The 17996-nt window shown below is 66.1% G+C and carries 14 protein-coding genes; 10 read left to right on the forward strand and 4 right to left on the reverse strand.

Translation table 11 applies throughout. The annotated features are described in order from the left end of the window. The first annotated feature begins 27 nt into the window (after window positions 1-27). From V9E98_13110 to V9E98_13120, 3 genes are all read left to right on the forward strand, one after another. The gene (locus V9E98_13110; protein ID MEI2717902.1) at window positions 28-951 is read left to right on the forward strand and encodes a hypothetical protein; all 924 of its coding nucleotides are present in this window, start codon (window positions 28-30) and stop codon (window positions 949-951) included. Continuing rightward, complete coding sequence (locus V9E98_13115; GenBank protein MEI2717903.1) at window positions 920-2623, forward strand: AAA family ATPase; 1704 nt, start codon at window positions 920-922, stop codon at window positions 2621-2623. The genes V9E98_13110 and V9E98_13115 overlap by 32 nt, the downstream gene beginning before the upstream one ends. Before the next feature lie 90 nt (window positions 2624-2713). Next, the gene (locus V9E98_13120) at window positions 2714-4270 is read left to right on the forward strand and encodes a S8 family serine peptidase (protein MEI2717904.1); all 1557 of its coding nucleotides are present in this window, start codon (window positions 2714-2716) and stop codon (window positions 4268-4270) included. Between the two features lie 64 nt (window positions 4271-4334). On the opposite strand, the gene V9E98_13125 is transcribed toward V9E98_13120, so the two are convergent. Continuing rightward, on the reverse strand, window positions 4335-5372 hold the full coding sequence (locus V9E98_13125) for an NAD(P)-binding domain-containing protein (protein MEI2717905.1): 1038 nt from the start codon (window positions 5370-5372) through the stop codon (window positions 4335-4337). A 108-nt stretch (window positions 5373-5480) separates the two neighbouring features. Continuing rightward, on the reverse strand, window positions 5481-7361 hold the full coding sequence (locus V9E98_13130) for a sigma-70 family RNA polymerase sigma factor (GenBank protein MEI2717906.1): 1881 nt from the start codon (window positions 7359-7361) through the stop codon (window positions 5481-5483). 617 nt (window positions 7362-7978) lie between these two features. Here V9E98_13130 and V9E98_13135 point away from each other — a divergent pair. From V9E98_13135 to V9E98_13155, 5 genes are all read left to right on the forward strand, one after another. Further along, on the forward strand, window positions 7979-8326 hold the full coding sequence (locus tag V9E98_13135) for a rhodanese-like domain-containing protein (protein ID MEI2717907.1): 348 nt from the start codon (window positions 7979-7981) through the stop codon (window positions 8324-8326). Continuing rightward, window positions 8323-9762 carry a rhodanese-like domain-containing protein gene (locus V9E98_13140; GenBank protein ID MEI2717908.1) on the forward strand — a complete coding sequence of 480 codons (1440 nt, stop codon included), beginning with the start codon at window positions 8323-8325 and terminating at the stop codon, window positions 9760-9762. Before V9E98_13135 ends, V9E98_13140 begins: the two co-directional genes overlap by 4 nt. Window positions 9763-9820: 58 nt before the next feature. Continuing rightward, window positions 9821-10579 carry a sulfite exporter TauE/SafE family protein gene (locus V9E98_13145; protein ID MEI2717909.1) on the forward strand — a complete coding sequence of 253 codons (759 nt, stop codon included), beginning with the start codon at window positions 9821-9823 and terminating at the stop codon, window positions 10577-10579. A 178-nt stretch (window positions 10580-10757) separates the two neighbouring features. Continuing rightward, the gene (locus V9E98_13150) at window positions 10758-11705 is read left to right on the forward strand and encodes an NAD(P)H-binding protein (GenBank protein MEI2717910.1); all 948 of its coding nucleotides are present in this window, start codon (window positions 10758-10760) and stop codon (window positions 11703-11705) included. A gap of 99 nt (window positions 11706-11804) precedes the next feature. Further along, window positions 11805-13613, forward strand: a complete 1809-nt coding sequence (locus V9E98_13155; protein MEI2717911.1) for a right-handed parallel beta-helix repeat-containing protein — start codon at window positions 11805-11807, stop codon at window positions 13611-13613. Window positions 13614-13648: 35 nt separating this feature from the next. Here V9E98_13155 and V9E98_13160 read toward each other — a convergent pair whose 3' ends face one another. Beyond that, window positions 13649-15346, reverse strand: a complete 1698-nt coding sequence (locus V9E98_13160) for a hypothetical protein (protein MEI2717912.1) — start codon at window positions 15344-15346, stop codon at window positions 13649-13651. Window positions 15347-15487: 141 nt separating this feature from the next. Here V9E98_13160 and V9E98_13165 point away from each other — a divergent pair, with 141 nt between their 5' ends. Beyond that, window positions 15488-16123, forward strand: coding sequence for a pyridoxamine 5'-phosphate oxidase family protein (locus V9E98_13165; GenBank protein ID MEI2717913.1), 636 nt, complete (start codon window positions 15488-15490; stop codon window positions 16121-16123). Between the two features lie 168 nt (window positions 16124-16291). Here V9E98_13165 and V9E98_13170 read toward each other — a convergent pair whose 3' ends face one another. Next, the gene (locus V9E98_13170) at window positions 16292-17431 is read right to left on the reverse strand and encodes an NAD/NADP octopine/nopaline dehydrogenase family protein (protein ID MEI2717914.1); all 1140 of its coding nucleotides are present in this window, start codon (window positions 17429-17431) and stop codon (window positions 16292-16294) included. Between the two features lie 156 nt (window positions 17432-17587). Between V9E98_13170 and V9E98_13175 the strand changes: the two genes are divergently transcribed. After that, entirely contained in the window at window positions 17588-17887 is a 300-nt protein-coding gene (locus V9E98_13175) for a WhiB family transcriptional regulator (protein ID MEI2717915.1), read from the forward strand. Window positions 17888-17996: the final 109 nt, after the last annotated feature.

The raw sequence follows: 17996 nt of genomic DNA on the forward strand, positions 1-17996 counted from the left end.
CAGTGGGAAACAGGGCGGCATAAGGCGATGGTTGTATTCGACGAGTTGGCCGATGGCTACGTGTGGGGGCTCGGCCCGCTCGATTGCTCGCCCGATCTCGCGGCCCGACTGCGCACCTGGCTGCGGGAGACCGAGACGACGTTACGGCTTCCTGGAGACGTGTCCGCGTCCCTCGACTGGGTGATCGGTACCGGCACCATGATCCCGGCGAGTGAACGCTTGTTGAATCTCCTCCTCGGGCCGGGCCGACTGATATCGGGGTTCGGCCCCGAGCAACTTCTCGGCATCTGGAATGCCTACCGGAAGCAGCCCCAACCAGCGCCCCCCCAGGTGCCCCCAGGGCTGTACCCCTTTGACCTCGTGTCGACCGGCGCGAACGTCCGGCTGTGGCAGAGTCGATTGGCGCTCCTGGGCGATTTCTATCTCGCCCTGTCCACCGTGCCCTCGCTGACTGAGCCCGCCAGATTGCTCGGAAGTGTCTGTCGGCTGCGGGCATTGGATCGCTCAGCGGCCGAGGCGGACGTGGCCGCGCCCACTCCTGATGCCCGCAAGCAGTTGTGGCTCGCAGACCACGCTCAGCTCGCTGTCGCGCTGCCCCTGCAGTTCGGTGACCCGAGGAATCGTGCGGCCGAGTTGCTCAAGGCGACGGACTCCGCGGCCTCCCGATTGGTATCCGCAGGGGTGCTGTCGGCAGGTCCCGCACCATCGCAGGTTCTGACCTCGGCAGTTCCTGAGCTCGCCCCGTCCACCGGTGCAGGTGCCTCATCGGACCTGTCCGGACTGCTGGATCGGATCGACACCCTGGGCAGGGTCAAGGACCCGGCGCTGGTCTCGGACGTCACCTCGGTTGTCTCGGGCATGGTGCTCGCCGTCTCCGCAGGCGCTGGCTGGTCAGGCCCCCTCGGATGCGGCCGAGCGCGTGTTCACCACCGCCATGCGGGTACGCGATGAGTGGACAGCGCTGGGCGCTCGCACCGCCCGACCAAGAACGGCAACGGCCGACTCCTCCGCGGCACCGAACACCCAGGCCGACGACAGTCCGGACGGCTCGGATGCCGAAGCCGACGACCCGGCGCCGGACGGTGCCACGCAAGTGGCCCGAGTCTCCAGCGTGGCGGAACCCGGGCCCGCCATCATCGGTCAGCCGGAACTGGTGGCCGCCGTCACCACGGCACGTTCGGCACTGCAGGCCGGCCGTTCGGTGCGACTGCTCATCGCGGGACCAGAAGGCGTGGGCGCCCGCCGTGCTGCGCGCTACTTGGCTGCTGCCGCTCAAGTTCCGAAGCTGCTGGACGTTCGCGCCGAACAGTGGGACACGCGGGAATCCGCGGCCGGCGACGTCGCCGCCATCGTCGAACAGGGTGACACGGGTGCGGTCATGGTCACCCGATTGGATGAAGCGATCGCCGGTGGGGGCGGCGCCTATGGCCTGGAACGGCTCGAACAGGCGCTGGAGTTGGTTTCTCCCCGCTTGGTCGTGGCGACCGTCTCAGCGGGACAACTCGAGGCAGCTGTCCTCGCCGCGCCCAACCTCTTGCGGCGATTCTCGCTCGTGCCCACCCACGAGTTGACCGAGCCGCAAATCGGTGAGGTCTTCGCGCTCTTGGCACGCGAGCGAAACGTCATGATCGAGCCGGAAGCGCAGCCGTTGGTCGACGAGATGATCGCTGCCGTGCGACCCATCGGCGACCTGCGTAACGCGCGCATTGCGGAGTACGCGTTGGAGCGGCTGATCGCTACCGCGCCGGTGACGGATTCAGGCACGAGCATCCGGGTCAACGTGCAGACGGTCAAGGCAGCGGAGGCATCCTCTCTCTTGACCATGGTGGGTGGCGGCCACACCCCCGTCAGCGATGTGCTGGCCCAGGTGGACGCACTCGCCGGGCAGCGGCAGATCAAGTCGAACATGCACCAGTTGGCCACGTCAGCCGCATTCTGGGCTGCGCGGGAAGCAGCAGGTGAGCCCTCCATGGAACCGTCTCGGCACATGCTGTTCGTCGGGCCGCCGGGGACTGGGAAGACCACGATCGCCCGGCTCACCGCCGAGCTGTACGCAGCGCTCGGGGTGTTGTCGTCTGGGCACCTGGTGGAGGTGACCCGTGCTGATCTCGTGGCCGAATATGTGGGCCAGACAGCGCCGCGGACTCGAGCCGTCGTCCAGCGGGCCTTGGGCGGTGTCCTGTTCATCGATGAGGCCTATGCGCTTGAGTCCGGATCGGACTCCGACTTCGGAGCCGAGGCATTGGCGGAACTGCTCAAGATGATGGAGGACCATCGCTCCGACCTCGTCGTCATCGCCGCGGGCTACACCGAGCCCATGCACGACTTGATGCGGTCCAATCCCGGACTTACCTCCCGGTTCGCGACGGAATGGGTATTCACGGACTTCACCGAGGACGAGTTACTGGCCATCTGGGAGTCGTTCGTCACCAAAGCCGGCGCGGCGGTGGGCGACGGGACGCGCGAACGGGTCCGTGAAGTGGCGATTGCCGCGCGGGCATTGCCGGACTTCGGGAATGCTCGAACGATGCGCAACTCGGCTGAAGCCAGCGTCACTTCCGCCATTTCCCGGGGTGAGCCGCTGACCGTTCTGCCCGAAGATGTCACGATCCCAGGTCGATGAGGGCAGGGCGCTCACTCGAATGCCACGCCTGAGGGCATTCACCGGCGGCGTAGCCGGATACGATGGAATTGACATGAAGAGGTGAGAGCGATGACCGCTGTGCTCGGATCGAATTTCTCCTCACCACTACGACTGCTCGCCATCGGCGGCGCCGCGACTGCCCTGTCCTTCTCCAGCCTTGGTTTCGCAGGTATGGCTCCGGCCGGGGCCGCGACACCGAATGCGCCCACAGTTGACACGGCGCTGGAACTGTCCGATCCCACCGGGTCGGACGGGTACATCGTCCAGTTGTCCCGGCGCGCAGATGCTGACGAGGTGCTGGCGGGTGAAGACTTCACCGACCTCACGGGTCCGGTGTTCAAGGGGGCGGTTGCGGACTTGACTCCCGCCGAGGCGGCGGCAGTCGCCGACGAGCCGGGTGTAGTCGCGGTCGAACCGAACCGGATGCTCAGCGTTCATTCCGACGATGTGGCCTCGCCAGGCGAACCGCTGCCCATGAAGTCGACTCGGGTCAACACTCAAGCCGCCACATCCGCCTGGGGACTGGACCGCATCGATCAGAGGTCGTTGCCGCTCGACGGTGACTACTCGCCCACGGCCACAGGTAGCGGGGTCAATGTCTACGTCATCGACTCGGGGATCGACGCGTCGAACCCGGAGTTCTCCGGACGCATCGGGAATGGGGCCTACGCCTACGGGTCCAGCGCCCAGGACTGTGACGGCCACGGCACTCACGTCTCCGGGACTATCGGGTCCACCTCGTACGGGGTCGCGCCTGGTGCGACCCTGCACCCGGTCAAGACCCTGGACTGCGACGGCAGTGGATCCGTCGAGGCCACTTTGAACGGGATCGAATGGGTGGCCAACAACGCGCCCGCCGGTTCCGTGGTCAACATGAGTCTGGGCGGTGAGTACAGCGCTGTCGTGAACTCCGCGGTCGCGGGTCTCGTGTCCCGCGGTCTGGCCGTCGCTGTCGCGTCAGGCAACGACGCAGCCAACGCGTGCGGCGATTCACCGGGCAGTGAGCCGGCAGTGCTGACGGTCAGCGCGACGAATCAGAGCGACAACGACGCGAGTTTCTCGAACTACGGTCCGTGCGTTGACATCTCCGCGCCCGGGGAAGAAATCCTCTCGGTGCGACTCGGTGGTGGTTCCACCATCATGAGCGGCACGTCCATGGCTTCTCCGCACGTTGCGGGTGCGTTGGCGCTCGTGCGCCAACTGAACCCCAGTGCGTCGGGGGCGGACATTCAGCAAGCACTGCTGGCCCAGGGAACGGCAAACGTCATCACGTTCCCGTACGGACAGGGTGGTTCGCCGAACCTACTGCTGTACGTCGATCATGGGACCGCCCCGGTGAATCCGGTTAACCCGGTCACCCCGGCTGCCCCGGCCGCAGTCGGCAGCATGAAGGCCAGCGTCGGCAAGCGCAAGGCCAAGTTGATGTGGAGCGCGGTGTCGGGTGCCACGTACTACGAGGTCAAGGTGGCGAAATCCAGCACCCACAGGTCCTGGGTGACGGTCACCGGGACGTCCACCAGGGTCCGTGGGCTTTCCCCCGGTCGCAAGTACACGGTCAAGATCTTCGCCGGGAACTCGGGCGGGGTCAGCCCCACGAGCGCGTTCGTCTTGCGCACCCGGCGCTGAACACGGCTTGCCCCCACTGAAGGCCGAAGTGGGCGGTGATTAAGCCCTGGCCGAGGATCCGGGCTCAGCTCTCGGGGAGTGGCCGCACCGGCTGGGGTGCGGGAGCGGGGCGGCCGGCGAGGCAGGCGGCGACTCGATCCGCGTGCTGGTGGCAGTTCTCGATGAACACCGTGAATCCGTCCTGAGATCCGGCAGTGGCCGTTCCGACCACGAAGACCCCGGGAACCTGGCTCTGCATGGTGGCAGGGTCATGGATCGGTGCCCGTTCGGGACCGGTCAGGCCGACACCCGCGAGCTCGAAGATGGAGCGGTCCTGTTCGAATCCGATCTGGAGGAGCACATCGTCGACCGGCACCCGGGCTTGGCCCTCGGGGGTTGTCAGAGTCACCGATCCCGCGGCGATCGATGAGACGGTACTCGGCAGTAGTCCTGTGATCTGTTGTTCGGCCATCAGGGAGACGACCTCCGGCCGAATCCAGAACTTGACCCGGGGATGAAGTTCACGTTGTCGGTAGGACAGCAACACCTCGGCTCCGATCCGGTAGAGCCGGAGCGCGGACTCTGCGGCTGAGTTGCGGCCACCCACGACCAGCACCCTGCGGCCGAAGAAGTCATGAGGTTGCCGCAGGTAGTGGTGAACGTGGGGCAGGTCCTCTCCGGGAACGCCCAGTCGCCGAGGCCGATCCGTGCCACCTGTCGCCAACACCACCGTCGCGCAGCGCACAGTCGAGGGCGTGGCGGCTGAGTCGCGCAGTCGGACTCGGAAATCCCCAGCGGACCCTTGGATGTCAGTGACTCGGCGGAAAGTCCGAACAGGTATGCCGGTGGTGGCGACGATCGCCCGGAGGTAGGCCAGGTACTGCTCACCCGTGAGTTTCTCTTGAGTGGTGGTCTGGATGTTGTGGCCCCGGATCACCAATCGCTCCGGTGACGTGAAGAACCGGGTGTCGGGTGGGAAGGTTCGCGCGATTGTGGCGCCGATGGCCCCGGCATCGACGGTCAGGACTCGGTACCCCTCACCGGCCAGGACGACAGCGGTCTCGATCCCGATCGGTCCGGCGCCGATCACCAGCACATCAACTCGGGTTTCGGCTGACGTCATCCGGACAGGCTACGACCCTTGCGTACTTGCCATCACCTCCTGGCCGACCTTGACCGATGGGTCTGTTCTGAACCTCGTGTGTGGGAGGGAGTCCGGGATGGGTGGACGTCATCCGGGACAGATGTGGGAGACGTCACGGACCTGCTCGTCGAGCGGCCGCCCGTCCTCCGCAAGCGCTTCGACCGTCATCAGCACCGTGGTCTGAGTCGGCATGCCGGTGACAGTCCCAGAAAACGTGTCGCCGCTCTTCGTGAGGTTCTGTCGCCCTGTTGCTGACGTGAAGGTGTCAGTCCAAACGGCCGTGGCTGTGGCAACGGCACCGCCGGCCACAGTGGCCGTGACCTCGCCGCTGAACACCGCCGGGCAAGTGCCCGCCGCGAGGTCGGTGAAGGTCCACGACAACGTCGGCAGGGGCCCGACTGTCACCGTCGGTGAGGCGCTGGGCGATGGCGCCGGGGTCGGACTCATGGTCTGAGTCGGTGACGCGGTGGGTGTCGGTTGCGGTGTTGCTGTGGGAGTCGGGCGCGGTTGTCTGGTTCCGGATGGGGATGGGCTCGGAGTCGGCTTGGGCGTCTTGACCGGTTGTGTCGGCGCGACAGGTGGCTTCTTGGGGTCACCGCCGCCTGCGGAGAGCGGTAGGGGCGCCGTCCCTTGGGCCGCTGCGTCGACCGGGGCCGGCTCGGCGACTCCGACTGGTGGGTCGTCAGCGGACGTCTGGGTCCCGTCGTCGAGCTCGGTCGCCGGCTCCTCCTTCGCTTGCGTCTGGCTCGGTTGGGGGGGTTGGGCACTCGCAGCGGGCGTGGTACCGGTGGCCGCCGCCCCAAGAGCCTGGTTGGTGCCGGCAGCGAGCTCGTCAGCCTCAGTTGATGTCCACCAGATCAGGCCACCAACGAGCATGGCGACGGCTGCGGCCGCCAGGACGATCAGGACTCCTCGACTTCTGCCCCCGAGAGCCGTCGTTGTCGGGAATCCATCTGCCCCGAATGGCGGTCGATCGCGGGACACTTCGGCTGCTCTGCGCGCCAATTCGGCGACGTCCGATGCTGCGACCGGCACCGGCGCCAGGGGCCCCCCATCGCCGGGCGGAGCTTCGGTACGCCGGGACGGTGGTCCGGTCTTGCTGGCTGCCGGGGCGGCCTGGCCTGCCGAGGGGTCGGGCGGACTGGTACCCGGGCCGTCGTGGGGGACGCGTTCAGACCCTGCCGTGTCCAGGGCTGATTCTTCGCCGCCGGGTCTTCCGCTGAACACGAGACGCCGCAGCGAGTCGGGTGCCGCCACCATCGGCAGAACTGCGAGCGATGGGATGGCTGCCACCATTCCCGGCTTTCGTCGTTCGCACTCGGCGCAGTTGTCCACGTGGCGTGTGACACGCTTGCGCAACAGTTTCGAGCCCTCGTCCGCCCCCGCGAGGATCTCCTCGAGTTGGCTGCAGTCGGCTCCCCGGGTGCGGACGAACATGGCGCTCAGCAGTGCTTTCTCCAACTGCTTGCGCGCCCGGCTGAGACGCGCGCCGACATGCGTGGCGCTGAGCCCCATGATCGAGGCGACCGCAGTGGCATCCAGGTCATGCCGCAGCGCAAGCTCGAGGACCTCTCGATCGGGATCGTTCAGGGTGCCCAGGGTCGTGGCGACCAACTCCCGGGCCTCGGAGCGTTCGAGGTCCTGGTCCACGGCGGCTGACGTGTCGATCACGTCATGCCCTTCGCCCAGAGCCACTGTCCGTGCGGCCGAGCGGTGCCGGCGCAGGCATTCACTACGGGTGATCGCGTACAGCCAGGCACGGAGACGATCGGGATCTCGTAGCTGGTCGATGCGGTCGTAGGCCAGGAGGAACGTGTCGCTGACAGCGTCGCCCGCGCGGTCACGATCTCCGCCCATCTGGCCGACCGCATAGGTGAACAAACGATCCGCGTAGCGGGCGTAGACCTCGCCGAGAGCGGAGGGATCCCGGTTGCGCAGTCGCGCAACGAGCTCGGAATCGGTCCCCATGCCCCGCTCCTCGCCTGTCGAACCGACTCTGACCTGTCCGCGTCGCGTGTTGACCCACAGAGTATGCGGCATTCATTCCTCACCTCAGCCCTTCTGAACGGCTCCCCATCCTCGCCAGGAAGCCTCGCCGTGAAGCTTCACGGGAAGCTTCACGGGGAAGCCTCACGGGGAAGCCTCACAAGAGGGAGGCACCAGCGAGTCCCGCTGCAACACTTTCTGTACGGTCTGTTCGACCTGTTCGACCTGTTCGACCTGTTCGACCTGTTCGCCTGTTCGGCCACTTCCGTCTCTTCGGCCTCGAACCGAACCCGGTTACTGAACCGGGACTGAGACACAGCAGGATCCAAGGGTTGCCTCTATACCCCCTGGGGTATACGATCTGGGAACCCGATAGATACCCCTGCGGGTACCCACTCAAATCTGTGAACAAGGAGCCACCACAATGTGCAGTCCCGCTGTCTGCCCGTCGTGCCGCAAGGTCACTTACGCCGGCTGCGGCAATCACGCCGCCCAGGTTCTCGCCTCCGTGCCGGCGGATCGCCGCTGCGACTGCCGCTGATGCCTGCGGAATGGCGGTTACATCCGACCGCCGTTTCGCTTGCACCGAAAGGACACCAATGATCGACCAGATATCGGTTGAGGACCTGAGGAACCTCATGGTCACAGCAGACCCCGTCGTGATCGACGTCCGGGAACAAGCGGAATACGACGGCGGTCACCTCCCTGGCGCCAAGTGGATCCCGATGGCGTTGGTGCCGCTACGCCAAGAGGCATTCAGTGCACAGGCGCCGGCATACGTCGTCTGCCGCACCGGGAACAGATCCGGTCAGGTCGTCATGTGGCTCGCCCAGCGCGGCATCCCGGCCGTCAACGTTGCCGGTGGCACCGAAGCGTGGCACCGCCTCGGCTTTCCCCTGCAATCAGGTTCGCAAGCAGGTTCGCTCGAAGGGACCCTCCAGTCATGACTGCACTGACCATTGAGACCATCGACACGCCAGAGTTGGGCGATCGCTCGTATGTCGTCGCCCACTCGGGGACGGCCGTCGTCGTTGATCCCCAACGAGACATCGATCGCATCCAAGAGGTTGTGGACCGGCACGGATGGACCGTCACCCATGTCGTCGAGACCCATGTCCACAACGACTACGTGTCCGGCGGACTGGTGCTGGCGCGCCAGACCGGAGCCGAGTACCTCGTGCCCAAGGGGCACGAGTATGACTTCGAGGACGCCCGTCTCGTCAGTGACGGTGATGTCTTCTTTGCGGGGGAGATGACCTGGCGAGTCATGCATACTCCCGGCCACACGCCGCACCATGTGTCCTACGCGGTCAGCGTCGAAGGATCGGACCAGGCCGTCTTCACCGGTGGTTCCCTTCTCTTCGGCAGTGTCGGACGGCCGGACCTCATCGGCCCGGAGGCCACCGAGGGTCTGGCACATGCGCAGTGGCACTCGGTGCGCAAACTGGTAACGGGTGTCGACGACTCCGCCGCAGTGATGCCCACGCACGGTTTCGGCTCTTTCTGCAGCGCCACCGCGACGGTCGGCATCGCCTCGACAGTCGGCGAGCAGGCGGCCACCAACCCCGCCGCGCTGCTCGACGAACACGAGTTCGTCACAGAACTTCTCGCAGGACTCGACGCCTTCCCCGCTTACTACAGCCACATGGGCCCGGCCAACGAGCGCGGCGCGCGGGAGATCGACCTCAGCCCGGCTGATGTCGCTGATCCCGAGGAGTTGCGGCGGCGGATCGATGCAGGCGAATGGGTGGTGGATCTGCGTCAACGACGGCTGTGGGCCGCCGAGCACCTCGCCGGAACGCTCAGTTTCGACACCGATGGCAATGCGATCACGTACTTGGGGTGGCTTGTTCCCTGGGGCACGCCGATCACGTTGCTCGGCGCCACCCAAGAACAGATCAGTGAGTTCCAGCGCAGCCTCACTCGGATCGGGATCGATCGACCCGCAGCCCAAAATGTCGGTGATCCTGGCACCTGGACCACAGGTCCCGCAGATCTGCGCAGCGTCGAGCGGGTCACGTTCATCGGCCTCGCCGAGGCGCTGAACGAGAACCCGCAGCGGATCCTCGTGGATGCTCGCCGCCGGACCGAATGGCAAGAGGGCCATATCGCGAGCGCCCGCCACATCCCGCTGCACGAAGTCCCCGACCACATGGGTCAGTTGCAGGCATGGTCGCAGGCTGCTGCACACGCCGGCGGTGACCCCCGGATTTGGATCTCGTGCGGTAGTGGGTTCCGGGCGATGGTCGCGGCATCTCTGCTTGCCCGGGCGGGAATCCCCGTCGTGGCAGTTGATGACGCCTTCACCAATGCTGCACCCGCGGGATTGGACATCGTGTTGAGTCACCACGAGCAGATGCTCGGTGAGGCGTACGCGGACTGATCGGACCCATCGTGATTCACCGCGTCGAAATCGCGGGCTCCCCGACGGCGAGGTGCCCGTGAGTCTGATCGTCTTCGCTCTCATCGGAGTGGCGTTGGGGCTGGCGCTTGGACTCTTCGGTGGTGGCGGCGGCATTCTCGCGATCCCGCTGCTGGTCGCTGCGGGAGTGCCCGCGGACGAGGCGGGCACGACCGCGCTCGTAGTCGTCGGAATCGGTGCTCTCGGCGGACTCATTCCCCATGCCCGAGCGGGACGGGTCGACTGGGCCGAAGGCCTGACTTTCGCTGCCATGGGCACGGCTGGCGCCGTTGGCGGTTCGGTCCTCGCCCTGCGCACCGACGACACCATCCAACTGGCGGCATTCGCCGTCCTTCTTGTCGTGGCCGGGGTTCTCATGCTGCGCCGCGCGATCTCCGAGACAGACTCCGCGGCATCAGCCCCTCCCAGAGATCGGGCGGCCTGGCCGCTGGTCGTGGGCACGGCGCTCGTCGTCGGCCTGATGACAGGGTTCTTCGGTGTAGGTGGGGGATTCCTCATCGTCCCGGCGTTGGTACTCGTCCTGGGAATGGAGATCCACCGGGCCACCGCCACCGCGCTGCTCGTGATTGCGGTCAACTCCGCCGCGGCGTTCGTCCCACGGGCCACTGAGGTGTTGGACGTTCCGGCCGCGATCACCGTCACCATCGGCGTCCTGATCGCGGCGGCGGCGGCCGCTCGATGGTCGACGAGTTGGTCACAACGCAGCCTCGGGGTCGGTTTCGCCGTGCTCGTGCTTGCGATGTCGGCGCTCACCATGGCCCAGGCAGCCGCAGGCTGAACGGCCCATGGCAGCCGCAGGCTGATCGGCCCATGGCAGCCGCAGGCTGATCGGCCCATGGCAGCCGCAGGCTGATCGGCCCATGGCAGCCGCAGGCTGAACGGCCGACACCACGCCGAATCTGTACGAGGTCCCGGTTGGTCTTGCCGCCACCCTGCCCCGAGGCGTACAAGGGAGCATGACGCGAACTCTCCTGGTGACCACAGGAAACGGCATGTTCGGCCGGGCCCTGATCGAGCAACTCCTGGACGACGATCAGGTCCAGATCAGGGCGATGGTCCGCGATCGGGCGGCTTTCACGCTCTCTGCGCCCAACCTCGAGGTCGTCGAGGCGGACATGGACAAACCGCAGACGCTGGTGGCTCCGGTGACTGGTGCCAGCCACATATTCCTTACGTCTCCCATGGACGACCACATCGCCGCTCGGGAGAAGGCAGTCATCGATGCTGCGCGCGCAGCGGGAACTCCCCACATCATCGATATCTCCGGTGCCGTCCAGCACCACGGTGATGCCCTGAGCCGGCAGCATGAGGAGGCCATCGACCACCTGAAGGCATCCGGACTGCCGTGGACCCTCGTGTCGCCCAACTCAGTGATGGAGACCAGCCTCAACAGCTTCGCTGACATGATCCCTATGGGCGTGTGGCTCGGGATGTCGGGGCACGGGAAGATCGGCATGGTCGCCTTGTCCGACGTCGCTCGGGTCCTTGCCACCGTTGTGACCACCGATGGCCACGATGGCATGGACTACAAGTGCACTGGTCCCGAGGCGTTGGACATGCCACAGGTGGTCGCCCAGTTCTCCGAAGTACTCCATCGATCCATCGAGTACTGCGACCTTCCCGAGGACGAGTTCGCTGGGTTGATGCTCAAGCACGCCGGCTTCACCGACCGCGAGACGCTCGACGTGCAGGTTCTCTGCCACCTACGCGCGTGGCGTGCCGGCGGGGCTGACCTGGTGACCGACACCGTGGCTCAGGTGACGGGTTCCCCGGCACTGCCACTGCGGGAATGGATCCAGCAGAATCGCGACCGGTTCTCCGCGCACCCCAGCCTCGGAGATCGTCTCGCGGGGGTGGCGCTGCGCGCCCAGTACCACCGCTACCGGATGGACCCCACGGACTGAGCACCGACGAACCTTCCCGACGCAGGTTGTTCGTCGCCTCTTCGGGTGGTGGCCGATGGTGTCCCGGCCATGCCGTGCCTGCCCGCATAGACTGCACATGTGGGCGTTCGGACGCGCAGCCCCGTCGTCGCCGCCGTGTGTGCACTGGCGGTGGTCCTCCTTGTCACGGTCCCGCCTCAGTCGGATGCCACGGTTGCTGCGCAGTTGGCTGCCGCCGCAGGCCAGGTGAAGGTCACAGCTCGGGTGGAAAGTGCTGTGGTCAGTTGGCGCACGCGAGCCCGCGCATACCGGGTTCAGCTCCGGACCCCCAATCGCAAGTGGCACACCGTTGTCACCACACCTCGGCGCCAAGTCCGGGTGTCCGAGCTGCAGCCCGACCTGCGCTACCGCGTACGGATCCTGGGCAAGCGGGACGGGAGATGGAGTCGAATCGCCGGCCCCTCAGCCTGGTTCGTCCCGCGTGCGGCCCCCTCATCCCCGAGTCCGACCCCGGCACCCACCCCGCAGCCGGACCCTTCGCAGAGCCCGCCGGAAGCGACGACCCCGAGCCCGTGGATCGAGCCCGGTGTCACCCCGCCGACGCAGGCCATCGTCTCCTGGGTGTCGCCCCTCGGCGATGACGCGGCTGTCGGCTCCGAGGACAGTCCGTTGCGCACCATCACCGAAGCTTGGCGCCGGATCCCGCAAGGTGCGTCGCTCACTGCCCCTCACTGGATCCAGGTTCAGCCGGGCACCTACTCGGCCACCGAAATCCCGAACTACTGGGAGGAGCGTCACGGGACCGCGGCGAACCCGATCGTCGTCAACGCCCCGAACGGTGGCGTGACCCTGACCGGCGATGTGAACGCCTTCGATGTGCGGTATCTGACGTGGCGCGGCATCGACATCGTGCGCTCCGGGGACACGTTCCACTGCGAACGTTGCTCGAACATCCAGATCCGCGATGTCCGTCTGGCCGGTGGAGGATCAGCCCACGAGACCGTCAAGATCAACCAGTCCGACCACATCCTGATCGACGGCAGTGACATCTCGGGCGCCTACGAGAACGCTATCGACTTCGTGGCTGTCCAGTACGCGACCATCTCCGATAACCGCATCCACCATTCCGAGGACTGGTGCGCCTACGTGAAAGGCGGCAGCGTCGGGGTGGTCGTCCAGGGGAACGAGATCCACGACTGTGGCACCGGAGGTTTCACCGCGGGACAAGGAACGGGTTTCGAGTTCATGGTGGCTCCTTGGCTGCGCTACGAGGCGTATGGCGTTTCGGTCATCGACAACGTCATCCACGACACTTACGGGGCGGGACTCGGTGTGAACGGTGGCGCGAACATCCTCATGGCGTACAACACCTTGTATCGGGTCGGAGCTCGCAGCCACACGGTCGAGTTCGTCCATGGATCCCGCAGCTGCGACGGGGACACGGCCACGTGTCGACGTCATCACGACTTGGGTGGGTGGGGCAACGCGGGTCTGGACGGCCAGTGGATCCCGAGCCGTCGGATCGCATTCGTCAACAACCTCGTGTTCAATCCGCCCGGAGTGTCGAGCCAGTGGTCTCATCTCCAGGTCGCCGATGCGACCGACCCGCCGGCGGGTTCCAATGTTCCCGCTCCCAGTCTGGCCGACGACGAACTCGTGATCCGAGGAAACGTCTTCCGGAACGGAACTGCCGAGATGGACTCCGGCTGGAGTGACGACGCCGAGTTCTGGGCTGCGAATCACGTCAACGACATGACCGTCGATCTTGTGGATCCCGCGGGCGGGGACTTCCGACCGGTCGCGGGTGGCCACATCGCGACCCTGGCATCGGTCCCGATACCCACGCACGCCTGGGTCGACTCCGCTGTCCCCTCCGTGGAACCGCCCGCCCTCGACACCGCTCGGCCGCCGGGCGCACGGCGGCCCTGAGCCCTTCCGGGTGGACTCGGTGTGGCGATCCGGAGTCAGCGGCTGACGGGCAGCCCCGCCCGCCGGATCGACATCGGAATCAGCATGTCCGCGTACTCCTGTTGCCCGGTGTCATTCGGATGCAGGAGGCCACTGGGGTTGGAGACCCCCTGCTGCTGGCCATTGGTGAATCCGTAGACCCAGGATCCTGGGGCGCAGATCCCGTATGGGTGACTGGCGCGGTACATGGAGAACCCGACGCTCCACCCATGCTTCGCGCGGTTCTGATGAAGCAGGGGCACCAGGCCATAGGCTCCGGCCACCACTGGGTTCGGGTCCGGCGTCTCGTACTGCGGGAGGTTCGTGGGCAGGTAGACCTTCTTGCCGGGGGTGCCGGTGTAGAGGGTGCCGTAGGCCCAGGTGTTGTCGATCTGGTTCAGTGGACTCTCCAGCGGAGGACCCGTGTTGCAGGGCTCGAGGCCGCCGACACCGTTGGACACCTGTGTCAGATCCGGGTACATCGCCTGGACGAGATCGCTCACCTGATCGAGCTTCATCGGCTTACTCGGGGTCGGTGCGTTCGCCGGTTGTCCGGACACGAGTTTGACGGTTTCGCAGTCAGCGGCTCCGCCCTCGGCTCCGAAGCACGGCGCCAAACGGGCGTAGCGGTCGTCCAGGACATCCAGGCTCTCATCCACCACCTGATAGAACGGTTTGCCCGACGAGCCCACGGGCGGCTCCATGTAGCAGTTGCCCTTGCCGAGAATCACGTCGTCGACGTAGCAGGTCTTCACGATCGGTGCCAGGCCGGCATCATTGCCACCGATGCTGAGCAGGGTGACGTCATAGGGTCGCCCGGCAGCGATCTTTCGCAACTGGTCGATCTGGGCGGGCATGTAGTCGCCGGGAATCCCGTTCGGGGCCAGCTTCTGCTGGGGCCACAGCATCCCTCCGCTGGCGGACGTCCCCACCTGGACGGCGTACTCCACCTGTGCCCCGGCGCACGCCACATCGATCAGCGTCACATTCGAGCGGGGATCCGATTCCTCGACCGCAAGGGCGGACCGGACGAAACCGCTCCACCGGCTGCGTTGGCAGGCGGGCTCATCCCAATCGATCTGCACCTGCCCGTCCACCACGGAACGGAAGGGGGGGAACCCCTCGCCGGAGGCGTACGAGTCGCCGGTGATGGCCATCAGGACGTTCTTCACGGTGATCGCGTCGGCACGGGTTTTGCTTCCGTTTCGGTCGCGCACGGTGAGCGTCATCGAATGAGTGCCCTCGGGGAGGCGCACCCGGACCGGCTTACGACAGGCGGTGCCACGCCGCACCACCCGCGGTTCGGTGTCGAAGCGCCACGTGCAGCGAAGTGGTCCGGCTCCCGACGAGCGGGACGCGTCGAGCACCACCAGGAATCGGTCATCGTCGGGCAGAGGTCCGTAGCGCGCGTTACCCGCCTCGGGGTAGCCCGGCACCGGGTTCATCGGGTCATCGGGGATCCCGTCGGCGCCGGGCTCGGGGGTGTAGTCCGGCGCGGCGGTGGTCGTGAGGTCCCGCATGGTCGCGGGCATGGTCCAGTCCCAGCGGACCTTGATGCGATCCGGGCGGGGCGGGTTCGGATCCGCGGGTTGGCTGGTGGGGCCAGGTGCGGCCTGCGCCGAAACGGCGGACATGACTGCTATGCCGCTGATCGCCAGGGCTGCAGCAGCGGCTGCGGCAGCGGTTCGTTCGAGTCGCATTGTTTCGATCCTCACGTCGGCATGATTCTGTGAATCTAGGGCAGGTCGATCGCGGTGTCAGCGCAACGGATCGACCTCACCACGCAGTTTCCGGGCTCTGGGTCTCTCAGCGGACAAGGCGTCACTCGGGGCGCCACGGCCTGCTTGACTGTCCACATGGAGTTCCCACCGACAGACGTGACCTCTCCACATCGGGAGAAGCACCGGATCACCTACGACGCTGATGTCGTGCTGCGCACACTCGACGAGGCGCTCATCTGTCACGTCGGATTCGACGCCGGGGGCCCGCTTGTCCTGCCGATGATCCACGCTCGAGTCGATGACGTGCTGTATGTGCATGCGTCCACCGGTTCTGGCCTCGGTCTGTCCGAGATGCCGGTCTCTGTGTGTGTGACGGTCTCCTTGGTGGACGGTCTTGTGCTGGCGAAGTCCCAGTTCAACCACTCGTTGAACTATCGGTGCGTCGTGATCCGCGGCGCGGCCGAGTTGGTGACCGATGAGGCCGAGAAGCAGTTGGCCCTGGCCGCTATCACTGAGCACGTCTCGCCCGGCAGGAGCACGTCCAGTCGACCCGCCAACGCGAGGGAATCGGCGGCCACAGCGGTGCTGCGGATCCCGTTGCGGGCGGTGTCGGCCAAGGTGCGCACAGGACCGCCCGAGGAGGAGCCAGAGGACATCGACTTGCCCTTCTGGAGTGGTGTCATCCCGACTCGATTGACGGCGGGTCCACCTCAAGCCGCAGATGCGGGGACCTGGCCGGAGCCCGATTCCGGAGCCCGATTCCGGCAGTAGTCCGCCCTTCTTACCGCGAGAACCTTTTCTGGTTCGCCGGCTGCCTGCTCCGGGGTTGCGCCGAGCTGTTCGGCTCCAACGGCGTTCCACGCCGTGGCCTGACACTCCGTCTCGGCCGATGGCTTTTCCGATGCACCTTCCGGCTGGATCAACGACCGGCCGAGTCGGCTACAACGCACGCAGATCATCGAGGGTGTATCCGTCGAGTCCGAGCCCGGCCATGGTGCGAGCTTGTTCGCTTTCATAGTCGCGACCCGTCACCACGGAGCTGAGTCGCAGCAGCGCGTCCATGTTGGGAGTCGCGACTCCGATCGCGCGCGCGAGGTCGGTCAGGAACACCAGACCGTAGCCGGCATCTTCGTTGAAGTAGCGGTAGTCGAGGCGGGGTTGGGCCTTGATCCCGCGGAAGCCGGGCGCCTCCGAGTAGCCGGTGCTGTAGTTGTTCACGGCCTGGTACCCCTGGGCGATGCCGAGTGCGGGATCTCGCAGGATGGAGACGTCGAGAGCGGCGGCGATGGCGAGGCGTTCGGTGTCGATCGCCTCGATGACTCTGCCGACGCCGTCCGTGACGCCTTCTTCGTAGAACAGGAAGTCTCCTCCGGTCCGCTCGATGAGTGCGACATTGCACAGGGAAACGGCGGGGTGGATAACCGGGTTTCCGTTCTGCAAGGTGGTCTGCAGGACATTGGTTGCCTTCTCGATCTCGCCGTGAACGGGCTTGAGCATTTCGTAGACCTGCTCGGTGATGGCACCAGGCAGACCGGCGACGTAGTAGCCGCCCTTGAGCCGGTTGTAGACCGTGATGTGCGCGGGTGCCGTGAGACGGACGGCGTAGGGCAGTGTCGAGGTTTCGGCAATCAGCACGGTGGCGTCGTCCAGGGGTAGCCCTAGCGCCTGCTTGAAGACAATCGCTCCGGCGCAAGAACTCGGGCACACGACGAATGTCTGGCCAGGGCGAAGGTGGGGCTTGCAGGCTTCTGCGAACGGCCGTGTGCTGTAGGCGGGGCCCACCGCGAAAACGAGGTCGGCATCCTGGACGACGGTGGCGATGTCGTGCCCGGCGTAGCTGATCGGCTGGAAGCCGTGAAGTTCGCCGTCGGCCGTTATCCCACCCCGATCGGCGACCGCGGCGATCGTGTCCGCGAACTGTTCGAAGTCGAACATGGAGACGTCGTGTCCAGCCTGAGCCCACTCAAATGCGATGGCGTGGGCGCCGTTGCCCGATCCCAGTACTGCGACCCTCATGGTGTCCCTTTCGCTGCTGCGGCAGTCACGTATGCCGACCGTCTTGACCTCATAGTGCGACACGGACTCGCCATGATTCGACTGGGACCAAGCTCGGCTCGGATCCACCACCACCGGAGTCCGCGACGCAGCGCTGCGGTTTGCCCCGCTGGTATGCCGGGTAAAGCGACAACAGAGAAGCTGGCCGAGCTTCCACCAATCCGATGGAGAGTCCCGCAGATGAGCATCACGACTTCGGTCCCCGCCGTCACCCCGGCGGCCGTACCTCCGAGCCTGGGTTTCTGGGCCGAGCGGTCGGCATGTCTCTCGGTCGCCGATCCCGAGATCTTCTTTCCCAGTGAGTCCGATTCCCAACGCGCCAACCGCGCCAAGCAGGTATGCGCCATGTGCCCGGTCATGGATGTGTGCCTGGAGTACGCGATGCAGGTGTCGACGCTGGACGGCGTCTGGGGTGGCACCACGGCGCAGGAGCGTAAGCGCATGCGTCGGGCCCGGCGTCGGCGTTCCATGATGGCCTGACCGTACGTCGGCCACCTCGTTCGTTTAGGCACCTCGTTCGTTCAGGCACATCGTTCGTTTTGGGCACATCGTTCGTTTTAGTAAGGTCCTCCCCTTCCTGTCTCGAGGG

Source organism: Candidatus Nanopelagicales bacterium (assembly GCA_037045355.1).
GTDB lineage: Bacteria > Actinomycetota > Actinomycetes > S36-B12.